Source organism: Micromonospora sp. NPDC052213 (assembly GCF_040679695.1).
GTDB lineage: Bacteria > Actinomycetota > Actinomycetes > Mycobacteriales > Micromonosporaceae > Micromonospora.
On sequence record NZ_JBFAVI010000223.1, the window covers coordinates 1 to 9,250 of the forward strand.

Below are 9,250 nucleotides of genomic sequence, written 5' to 3' on the forward strand. Positions count from 1 at the left end.
GCGTCGACCCGGCGCGACGCCGTGTCGAAGCGGCCCACCGGTCGGAACGCGGGCGTCCCGGCCAGGACGCCGGCGAGCTGCGCGTCGGGTCCCCTGCCGAGCGCGCTGGTCGCGTGGACGCCGGTGAGCTGGACGGCGGCCCGTTCAGCCATCGGCGGGGGCGGTCAGGGAGGTCCGGAAGACCGCCAGGGCGTCGTCGACGGTACGGATGCCGGCGAGCTGGTCGTCGGTGAGGTCGAGCCGCCGGTCGTAGCGCTGCTCGACGAGGTGCACCAGCCAGGCCAGCTCCATCGAGCCGATCCGGTCGCCGACCTCGGCGGCCGGCTTCCCGGTGAGTTCGGCGAGCATGGTCACCAGGTCAGCTCGCCCCAGGTCGGGCTGACCGGCCATCAGGAGTTGTCGCTCGTCGCCCCGGCGACCCGGTCGGCGACCATCGTGGTGAACTCGCCGACCGTCATCAGGGCCAGCTTCTCCGACTCGTCGTCGGCGAACTTCAGGCCGTAGCGGTCCTCCACCCGCACGGCCAGGTCGGCGAGGGCCAACGACTCCAGGTCCACCCCGGACGGTCCGAGGGTGGTCTCGTCGTCGATGCCCTCGACGTCGTAGTTCATGTCCTCGAGCTGCTCGACGACGAAGGCGCGGATCTCGGCTCGCATGGTTAACCTCTCTCCGTGAGCCAGTTACCGGTGCCCGGTCGGGACACCGTGTACGTGTGGGTCGGCCGGGGGGACGGCGGTCGGCCGATCCCGGCCGGGCGGCTGCTGCGGCGGGCGGGTGCCACGCTGCTCGGCCGCGCGGAGGCGCAGATCGTGGTGGGCCACGGCCCGGACGGGCGGCCGTTCGTCGGCACGTCCGATGGGGACCCGCGGATGGAGCTGCCGGTCAGCGTGAGCCGCGCCGACCGGGTGGTCGTGGTCGCCGCCCGCGTGGCCGGCCCGGTCGGCGTCGACGTGGAGCGGTCCCGACCGCTGCCCGCCCTGGCGCTGGCCCGGCGGTGGTACGCCCCGGCCGAGGCGGCCTGGCTGGCCGGGCGGCCCGCCGGCGGCCGGGCGGCGGACTTCCTGCGGTTGTGGACCGCGAAGGAGGCGGTGGGCAAGGCGCTCGGGATGGGGCTGCGCGACGGCGGCCTGCGCCGGCGGATGCCCGTGCCCTCCGCTGCCGGCGCGCCCCGGCGCGCGGGCACCGCGCGGCCGGTGGGCGGCGGCGAGCTGCGGCCGGTGCCCGGCGTGGCGGGCCTGCGCGTCGGGCACCCGCCGGTCGGCGGGGGCCTCGTCGTGGCGGTCGCGGTGGTCGGCGCCGCCGCGCCGCCGGTCGAGGTGGTGGAGGTCCAGGTGGACGGGGACGGGACGGTCGGGGCGGCGCGGCGGACCGGTCACGTCGCCGCCGCCCGGAGCGCGTCGACCGAGCGGACCAGCTTGCCGGTCGTGGTGCGGGGCAGCTGATCCAGCAGGTGCAGGGTGCGCGGTCGCTTGTAGCCGGCCAGCCGCTCGGCGAGCAGCTTGTCCAGCACCTCCTCCGACAGCGGCCCGTCCGGCTGCACGTACGCGGTGATGCCGTTGTCCCAGACGACCACGGCGGCGGCGACGCCCGGCAGCCCGGCGACGGTCGTCTCCACCTCGGTGAGGTCGACCTTCAGGCCGCCGACGGAGACCTGCGAGTCGAGCCGCCCGCGCACGGTGACCAGCCCGGTGCCGGGGTCGACCGTGCCGGCGTCGCGGGTGTGCAGCCAGCCGTCGGCCCAGCGGGTCGGGTCGCTCAGCCCGACGTACGGCGACGCGGGGCAGCTGACCTGGAGCTCGCCGTCGACCTCGCGGACCTCGATGCCGGGGGCGGGGGCGATCGACGGGCGGTGCCGCCCGTACAGGTCGGTGCCGATGACGCCGACCTCGGTCATCCCGTACATGTTGCCCAGCGGCACGCCGTGGCGGTCGGTGAAGGCGCGGGCGACGGCGGCCGGGACCAGCTCGCCGCCGGTGGTCATCCGCTTGAACTGCGGCAGCGGCCCGGCGGGCCGGGTGGAGGCGAGCAGTCCGATGTGGAACGGCACGCCGAGCACGGTGGCCGGTGAGTCGTCGGCGGCGATCGCGGCCAGCACGGCGTCGCCGCTGAGCCGCTCCGGCGGCACCAGCTCGACGCCGGCGTGCAGGCCGTAGAGCAGGCCGCCGACCAGGCCGAGCACGTGGACCATCGAGGGCAGCAGGATGATCCGTTCGCCGGGCAGCGCCACCCCGTCGATGCGGGTGTAGCGGTGCACCTCGGCGACGAGGTCGTCGGCGGTGCGACCGATCACCTTGGACGGTCCGGTGGAGCCTGAGCTGAGCTGGATCACCGCGTGCCCGCTGACCGCGGGGCGGTCGGCGTACGGGGTGACGCCCTCGGTGACGTCGACGAAGACGCGCAGCGCCCCGCCGCCGCTGCGCACCGGGGCCACGACCACCTGCGGGGTGAGCCGCTCCAGCGCCCGGTCCACCTCGTGGTCGGTGAGGCGGTGGTCGAGCAGGACGGCCTGCGCCCCGGTGCGCCAGGTGGCCAGCAGGTTCACCACGTACGCCAGTGACGGCGGCAGGCGGAGCGCGGCGGCCCCGCCCGGGCGCAGTCCGGCGGCGGCGAGACGGGTCTGCGCATCGGCGACCAGTCGCCGCAACGTGCCCCGCTCCACCGGTTCCGGAAGTCGTAGACAAATGTCGTTCGCAGGCCCTGCGAGCAACACGTCGTCGACCCATTCCGGGGTCCCTGCCGCAGGGTTTTCCGTCGGACGATCCATGCTCACCGCCGTCCACCGCCCAACCTGAAATAGGGCGAGTACGCCCAAAGGGTGCATCTTTCGGGGTGCTGCCGGAACACTACGACAGCCGCGAGAACCATTACTAGATGCAAATGGCTAGATCAAAAAAAGCGGCTGGCCGGATTGCAGACCCTCGATCGGACAGGCAGTATCGAGCGCGTACGGCAGCGCGCCGCTCACCATGGGTGAGGTGCGTCCGCAGATCGGCGCCGGCCCACCGCCCGGCACGCAGGCCCACCGGTCGCGTGGGGGCCTCACCCGGCGACGGGACCCCGGCGACCACCCGGGTGCCCGGCTACGCGCAGGCGTCCGGGGGCCTGTCCGACCGGCGGACGTGCACGGCGCGCTCCCTCCGGTTCCGTCGCGCGCCGCCCTAGTGCGCGCCGCCGACGTTGAGCACGACCACCCCGGCGATGACCAGGCCGACGCCGACCACCTTGGTCACGCTCAACGGTTCGCCGAGGAACACCGCGCCGATCGCCACGATCGCGGCCGTGCCGAGCCCGGACCACATGGCGTACGCGACGCCGACCGGGATGTCCCGCACCGCGAGGGAGAGCATCCCGAAGGCGGCCAGGTACGCCACGGCCAGGCCGAGCGTCGGCCAGAGCCGGGTGAACCCGTCGGTCGCCTTGAGCAGACTGGTGCCGAGGACCTCGGCGGAGATCGCGAGAAGCAGGAAGACGTACGCCATGCCGGTGATCCTGCGGCACGCCGCGCCGCGCCGCGCACGGCGTGCCGCAGGGCGGTCAGACGCGCGCCACCTCGGGAGTCTGCGCGTGGACGACGAAACGCAGCGAGCGGGCGTCGGTGAAACACTCCCGCATCGGCCGCACCAGATCCCGGTGCCCGGGACTGCGTTCCCACGCCTCGAAGTCGGCCAGGGACTCCCACTCACTGGTGATCAGCCACTGCTCCGGGTCCGCCGCCGACCGGCACACCTGGTCGACCAGGTGCCCCGGCACACCGTCGGCGACCAGGTGCCGCACCGCCTCGTACGCCCGCAGGAAGTCCGCCGTCCGCTCCTCGGCCACCCGCACGAGAAAGACGACCCGAGCCCGTGACCCGCTCATTCCGCTGCTCCCCTCGGTGCCGGTGGCGCTCCCCGCAGCACCAACGCGCTGTTGAAACCGTCGAAACCCCGGGCGCAGACCAGCGCCAGCCGGCTGCGCGGCTGCCGGGGCGCCCGCAGGAATCCCAGTTCGCAGCCCGGCGCCGGCTCGCGGGGACCGGCGGAGGCGGGCAGCGTGTCGTGGCGGAACGCGAGCAGCGCGGTGGCCACGTCCAACGCGGAGCCGCCCTGGTGGGCGCGGCCGGTCAGCGCCTTGTGCGTACTCACCGGCGGAGGCCGGTCGCCGAAGACCGCGCGCAGCGCCTCGGCCTCGGCGCGGTCGAAGCGGGGCACCCCGAGGGCGTCGGGGACCACCACGTCCACCTCGTCCGCGGTGACCCCGGAGCGGTCCAGGGCCAGCCGCATCGCCCGGGCGTACCGGGCGGAGTCGCCGCCGGCGTCCGGGCCGGTGTGCGCGGCGTCGTGGGTGGCGCCCCAGCCGGTCACCTCGCCGTAGACCCGGGCGCCCCGGGCCAGCGCGTGCCCCAACTCCTCCACCACGAACACCGCCCCGCCCTCCGCCGGCACGTAGCCGCCGGCCGACCGGTCGAACGGCCGGTACGCCACCTCCGGGTCGGCGACGTCGCTGAGCAGCCCGGAGCGGAGCTGACAGGTCAGCGCGTACGGGCTCAGCGGGCACTCGGTCGCCCCGGCGATCACCACCGGCGTGCCCCGGCGCACGGTGCGCACCGCGTGGGCGAGGCTGTCCAACCCACCGGCGGACTCGGCGACCAGCACCCCGCACGGCCCCTTGAACTGGTGGTGGATGGAGAGCTGCCCGACGCTGGCGGCGTAGAACCAGGCGATCGACTGGTACGCCCCCACCGTGCGGGTGGCGCCGCCCCACAGCCGTTGCAGTTCCCGCTGCCCGAACAGGTTCCCCCCGGACGAGCTGGCCAGCGTCACCGCCCAGCCGTAGGGCTCGGGGGCCCGCTCGGGCAGCCCGGCGTCGGCCAACGCCAGCCTGGTCGCGGCGAAGCCCAGGTGCGTCCAGCGGTCGGTCTGCACGAGCTGCCGGGTGTCGGCGTACGCCGCCGCCTCGAAGCCGGGCACCTCCCCGGCGACCCGGGTCGGGTAGTCCGCCGGGTCGAACAGGGTGATCGGGCCGGTGCACCGGGTCCCCGCCGCGACCGTGCGCCAGTGGGCGTCGGCGCCGATGCCGCTGGGCGCCACCACCCCGATGCCGGTGACCACGGCCCGCGCGCTCACGCCGCCGCCGCCAGCCGCCGGAACACCATCGCGGACTGGAAGCCGCCGAAGCCGCTGCCCACCGACAGCGCCACGTCCACCGGGGTCTCCCTGGCCACGTTGGGCACGTAGTCCAGGTCGCACTCCGGGTCCCGGGTGGCCCAGTTGGCGGTGGGCGGCACCACGCCGTACTCGATGGCCAGGGCGCAGGCGGCCATCTCGATGGAGCCGATCGCGCCGAGCGAGTGCCCGACCATCGACTTGATCGAACTGATCGGCACCCCGTACGCGGCCTCGCCGAGCGCCCGCTTGAACGCCGCCGTCTCGTGCCGGTCGTTCTGGCGGGTGCCGGAGCCGTGCGCGCTGATGTAGGAGACGTCCTGCGGGGACAGCCGGCCCTGGCGCAGCGCGTCGGTGATCGCCAGGCCCATCTCCACCCCGTCCGGACGCAGCCCGGTCATGTGGAAGCCGTTGGCGCGGCTGGCGTACCCGGCCAGCTCGCAGTAGACGTGCGCGCCCCGGCGGCGGGCGTGCTCCCACTCCTCCAGCACCAGCACCGCCGCGCCCTCGGCGAGGACGAAGCCGTGACGGTCGGCGTCGAACGGGCGGGAGGCGTGCGCCGGGTCGTCGTTGTCCGGGCTGGTCGCCTTGATCGCGTCGAAGGAGGCGACGGTGACCGGGGAGATCGGCGAGTCCGACGCCCCGGCCAGCACGATGTCGGCCTCCCCGTCGACGATGAGCTGGTGGGCGTAGCCGATGGCGTCGATGCCGGAGGTGCAGCCGGTGGACACGACCTGGGCGGGGCCGTGCAGCCCGTGCCGGACGGCCACGTCGGCGGCGAGGCTGCTCGGCACCAGCGCCGGGTACAGGTACGGTCCGCCGAGGGCGTGGTCGACCAGCCACCGCCGGCCGGAGTCGCTGACCCGCACGTACTCCTGCTCCAGCGCCATGGTGCCGCCGACGGCGGTGCCCAGCACCACGCCGGTGACCTCCCGCTCGGCGTCGGTGGGTTCCAGGCCGCTGTCGGCGAGCGCCTCGATGGAGCAGGCCAGCGCGAACTGCACGTACCGGTCGGCGCGCTGCCGTTCGGCGAGGGTGATGCCGGCCGCGTCGGGGTCGAACTCGCACTCGGCGGCGATCTGGGAGCGGAACGGCGACGGGTCGAAGAAGGTGATCCGTCGGGTGGCCGTACGCCCTGCGGTCACGGTCTTCCAGAAGCTGTCCCGGGTGGCGCCGCCCGGCGCGACCACCCCGACGCCGGTGACGACCGTGCGGCGCCCGGTCACGACGCCACCTCGGTTGGCGACTGCGGGGCTCGCAACCCCGGCTCACTCCTCGCGCTCACGACCCGCCCCGCTGCTCGACGAGTTCGGTGTCGACGTGGCCCAGTTCCGGCCGGGGTGCGAGGGGTCCCAGGTGGAAGACGACCTCGGCCGCCTCGTCGCCGGTGTTGCGCAGCCGGTGCCGGACGTTGCGCGGCACGAACAGCGCCTCCCCGGCGGCCAGCAGCACCGCCTCGTCGTCCAGGTCGGCGGTGATCGTGCCCCGGACGACGTACAGGAACTCCTCGCTGTAGGGGTGGTAGTGCTCGGCGATCCGCTCCCCCGGGCGCAGCGTCGCCACCCCCATGAAGCCGGAGGTGCTGCCGACGGTCTTCGGGCCGAGCAGCACCCGCAGCTCGCCGCCGCGGCGGCCGTCCGGCGCGACGTCGGCGGCGGCCACCAGCCGCAGGGTGTCCTCACTCATCGCCGGCTCCCGTCGCCCCGTCGGCACCGGCCGGGGCCCGGCCGCCGCCGTCGGCGGCCAGGCGTTCGATCTTCTCCTTGATGACGGCGAGCTGCACGGCGCTGTTGGTGTTGATGCGGTCGGTCATGCCGGCGTTGTCCACCGGCGCGGTCGGTTTCATCGCGAAGTCCTGCACCCAGGTCATCCGGGTGCCGCCGGGCTCCTCCGCGTAGCTCCAGTGGATGCGCATGTACTCGAACGGCCCGGTCTCCACCCGCCGGGCGCGCACCTGCCGGGTGGCCGGGTCGGCGGTGCGTTCGCTGACCCAGCTCCACGCCACCCCGTTCTCGTCGGGGTGCATGGTGAGCCGGAACCGCACCGTGTCGCCGTCGCGGTCCAGGATCTCCGCCCGGGCGTACTCGGTGAACAGCTCGGGCCAGCCGGCGACGTCGTTGGTGACGTCCCAGACCAGCGGCAGCGGCGCGGCGACGAGCACGCTGTTCTCGGTGTGTCCGGGCGGGTCGGCGCGGCGGGCCACCAGCTCGGCGACGCCCGCGATGCTGAGCTGCCCGGCCTGCTCGGGGATCCGCACCTGCCACCGGTCGGCGACCACGGCGGAGAGTTCGAGCAGCGCCAGCGAGTCCATGCCGAGTTCCTCCAGGGACGCGGCCGGGGCGCGGGCGGCGGCGTCGGCGTCCAGCCCGCAGTTGGTTACCAGGATGTCGGTGATCTCGGCGGTCAGCGGACGGCCATGGGTGACGGTCAACGGAGCCTCCTGTGGTGTGCGTCGGACGGACCGGCGAGCAACTGGTCGACCAGGCCGGTGGAGTAGCGGCCCTTGCGGAACCCGGCGTCGTCGAGCACCCGCCGGACGAACGGGATGGTGGTGCGGACGCCGGGCCCGGCGATGTCGAACTCGTCGAGGGCGCGTTCCAGCCGGTTGAGCGCGAGCTCCCGGTCCGGCGCCCACACCGCCACCTTGGCCAGCAGGGAGTCGTAGTACGGGCCGAACAGGTAGCCGGCGTGGCCGTGTGTGTCGACCCGGGTGAACGGGCCGCCGGGCGGGACGAAGCGGTCCAGCCGGCCGGGGGTCGGCGCGAACCCGCGGTCCGGGTCCTCCACGTTGACCCGGCACTCGATGGCGACCCCGTGCGGGCGGACGTCCTCCTGCCGCCAGCGCAGCGGCACCCCGGCGGCGATGTGCAGCTGCTCGTGCACCAGGTCGATCCCGGTCACCATCTCGGTCACGGGGTGCTCGACCTGGATCCGGCAGTTGATCTCCAGGAAGTGGAACCGCTCGTCGGGGTCGACGAGGAACTCCACCGTGCCGGCCCCGGTGAAGCCGGCGGACAGGGCCCCGCGCAGGGCGCACTCCGCGATGGCCTCCAGGGTGCCGGCGGACAGCGCCGGGGCGGGCGCCTCCTCCACCAGCTTCTGGTGCCGGCGCTGCACCGAGCAGTCCCGGGTGCCCAGGTGCACCCCGTTGCCGTGGGAGTCGCACAGCAGCTGCACCTCGACGTGCCGGGCGCCGGTCAGGAACCGCTCCACGTACACCCGGTCGTCGCCGAACGCGGCCTGCGCGGCGGCCCTGGTCCGCGCGTACGCCCGGGGCAGCTCGGCGGGGGTGGCGACCACGGTCATGCCCCGGCCGCCGCCGCCGGCCGCCGCCTTGACGATCACCGGGTAGCCCGCCTCGGCGGCCACCTCCGCCGCCGCGGCCGCGGTGGGCACCGGCGCGACGCTGCCCGGCGGCAGCGGCAGCCCGGCCCGGCGCATCAGCGCCCGCGCCGAGGACTTGTCCGCCAGCGCGGCCATCACCTCCGGCGGCGGACCGATGAACGTCAGCCCGTTGTCGGCGCAGATCTCGGCGAAGTCGGCGTCCTCGGAGAGGAACCCGTAGCCGGGATGCACCGCCTGCGCGCCGACCTGCCGGGCCGCCTCCACGATCGCGGCGGCGTTGAGGTAGCTGCGCCGGCTGGCCGGCGGACCGATCAGGACGGCCTCGTCGGCGAGGCGCACCACGGCGGAGTCGGCGTCCGCCGTGGAGTAGACGACGGCGGTACGCACCCCCAGCTCGCGGCAGGCGCGCAGCACCCGCAGGGCGATCTCACCCCGGTTGGCGATCAGCACCTTCTCGAACATCACGCACCGCCTCAGACCGGGTCCAGCGCGACGAGCGGCTGGTCGTACTCGACCGGCTGCCCGTCGGCGGCGAGGAGCTCGGCGACCCGACCGCCCCGGTCGGCGGTCACCTCGTTCATCAGCTTCATCGCCTCGACGATGCCGATGACCTGGCCGGGGCGGACCAGGTCGCCGACGGCGACGAAGGGCGCGGCGCCCGGCTCCGGCGCCCGGTAGAACGTGCCGACGATGGGCGAGCGCACCGCGTACCGGCCCGGCTCGCCGGCGGCCACGGGCGGCGGCGCGGGCCGGGCCGCGAC

12 protein-coding genes and 1 pseudogene are annotated in these 9,250 nt (G+C 74.9%); 1 reads left to right on the forward strand and 12 read right to left on the reverse strand.

The window, feature by feature from the left end; all coding sequences use genetic code 11:
• The 3 genes and pseudogenes from AB0L34_RS30995 to AB0L34_RS31005 form a co-directional block, all read right to left on the reverse strand.
• Positions 1 to 152, reverse strand: a pseudogene (locus AB0L34_RS30995) (beta-ketoacyl-[acyl-carrier-protein] synthase family protein); the annotation flags it as partial.
• Complete coding sequence (locus tag AB0L34_RS31000) at positions 145 to 390, reverse strand: acyl carrier protein (RefSeq protein ID WP_350707497.1); 246 nt, start codon at positions 388 to 390, stop codon at positions 145 to 147. The gene AB0L34_RS31000 and the pseudogene AB0L34_RS30995, both read right to left, overlap by 8 nt.
• Positions 390 to 656 carry an acyl carrier protein gene (locus tag AB0L34_RS31005; RefSeq protein ID WP_350685991.1) on the reverse strand — a complete coding sequence of 89 codons (267 nt, stop codon included), beginning with the start codon at positions 654 to 656 and terminating at the stop codon, positions 390 to 392. Before AB0L34_RS31005 ends, AB0L34_RS31000 begins: the two co-directional genes overlap by 1 nt.
• 15 nt (positions 657 to 671) lie before the next feature.
• Here AB0L34_RS31005 and AB0L34_RS31010 point away from each other — a divergent pair, with 15 nt between their 5' ends.
• Positions 672 to 1,442, forward strand: a complete 771-nt coding sequence (locus tag AB0L34_RS31010) for a 4'-phosphopantetheinyl transferase superfamily protein (protein ID WP_363708873.1) — start codon at positions 672 to 674, stop codon at positions 1,440 to 1,442.
• Here AB0L34_RS31010 and AB0L34_RS31015 read toward each other — a convergent pair.
• The 9 genes from AB0L34_RS31015 to AB0L34_RS31055 form a co-directional block, all read right to left on the reverse strand.
• A complete protein-coding gene (locus tag AB0L34_RS31015) occupies positions 1,373 to 2,764 on the reverse strand; it encodes a class I adenylate-forming enzyme family protein (protein WP_363708888.1) in 1,392 nt (463 codons plus the stop codon). The two genes, AB0L34_RS31010 and AB0L34_RS31015, sit on opposite strands and share 70 nt — an antisense overlap.
• 394 nt (positions 2,765 to 3,158) lie before the next feature.
• Positions 3,159 to 3,479 (reverse strand): multidrug efflux SMR transporter, encoded by a 321-nt coding sequence (locus AB0L34_RS31020; RefSeq protein ID WP_350707493.1) that lies wholly within the window; start codon positions 3,477 to 3,479, stop codon positions 3,159 to 3,161.
• A gap of 55 nt (positions 3,480 to 3,534) precedes the next feature.
• Positions 3,535 to 3,858, reverse strand: coding sequence for an antibiotic biosynthesis monooxygenase family protein (locus AB0L34_RS31025; RefSeq protein ID WP_363708875.1), 324 nt, complete (start codon positions 3,856 to 3,858; stop codon positions 3,535 to 3,537).
• Positions 3,855 to 5,105 carry a beta-ketoacyl synthase N-terminal-like domain-containing protein gene (locus tag AB0L34_RS31030; protein WP_363708877.1) on the reverse strand — a complete coding sequence of 417 codons (1,251 nt, stop codon included), beginning with the start codon at positions 5,103 to 5,105 and terminating at the stop codon, positions 3,855 to 3,857. The genes AB0L34_RS31025 and AB0L34_RS31030 overlap by 4 nt, the downstream gene beginning before the upstream one ends.
• Positions 5,102 to 6,370 (reverse strand): beta-ketoacyl-[acyl-carrier-protein] synthase family protein, encoded by a 1,269-nt coding sequence (locus AB0L34_RS31035; RefSeq protein WP_363708879.1) that lies wholly within the window; start codon positions 6,368 to 6,370, stop codon positions 5,102 to 5,104. The genes AB0L34_RS31030 and AB0L34_RS31035 overlap by 4 nt, the downstream gene beginning before the upstream one ends.
• A gap of 55 nt (positions 6,371 to 6,425) precedes the next feature.
• Positions 6,426 to 6,830, reverse strand: coding sequence for a cupin domain-containing protein (locus AB0L34_RS31040; protein WP_363708880.1), 405 nt, complete (start codon positions 6,828 to 6,830; stop codon positions 6,426 to 6,428).
• A complete protein-coding gene (locus tag AB0L34_RS31045; RefSeq protein WP_363708882.1) occupies positions 6,823 to 7,575 on the reverse strand; it encodes an SRPBCC family protein in 753 nt (250 codons plus the stop codon). Before AB0L34_RS31045 ends, AB0L34_RS31040 begins: the two co-directional genes overlap by 8 nt.
• A complete protein-coding gene (locus tag AB0L34_RS31050; RefSeq protein ID WP_363708884.1) occupies positions 7,572 to 8,951 on the reverse strand; it encodes an acetyl-CoA carboxylase biotin carboxylase subunit in 1,380 nt (459 codons plus the stop codon). Before AB0L34_RS31050 ends, AB0L34_RS31045 begins: the two co-directional genes overlap by 4 nt.
• 11 nt (positions 8,952 to 8,962) lie before the next feature.
• Positions 8,963 to 9,250, reverse strand: a 288-nt coding sequence (locus tag AB0L34_RS31055) for a biotin/lipoyl-containing protein (RefSeq protein ID WP_363708886.1), incomplete at its 5' end; no start/stop codon positions are given.

Bases quoted from the DNA above. Each gene is read 5' to 3' on its own strand.
- AB0L34_RS31000 (WP_350707497.1), bottom strand. From the start codon at position 390: ATGGCCGGTCAGCCCGACCTGGGGCGAGCTGACCTGGTGACCATGCTC.
- AB0L34_RS31005 (WP_350685991.1), bottom strand. From the start codon at position 656: ATGCGAGCCGAGATCCGCGCCTTCGTCGTCGAGCAGCTCGAGGACATG.
- AB0L34_RS31015 (WP_363708888.1), bottom strand. From the start codon at position 2,764: ATGGATCGTCCGACGGAAAACCCTGCGGCAGGGACCCCGGAATGGGTC.
- AB0L34_RS31020 (WP_350707493.1), bottom strand. From the start codon at position 3,479: ATGGCGTACGTCTTCCTGCTTCTCGCGATCTCCGCCGAGGTCCTCGGC.
- AB0L34_RS31025 (WP_363708875.1), bottom strand. From the start codon at position 3,858: ATGAGCGGGTCACGGGCTCGGGTCGTCTTTCTCGTGCGGGTGGCCGAG.
- AB0L34_RS31040 (WP_363708880.1), bottom strand. From the start codon at position 6,830: ATGAGTGAGGACACCCTGCGGCTGGTGGCCGCCGCCGACGTCGCGCCG.
- AB0L34_RS31050 (WP_363708884.1), bottom strand. From the start codon at position 8,951: ATGTTCGAGAAGGTGCTGATCGCCAACCGGGGTGAGATCGCCCTGCGG.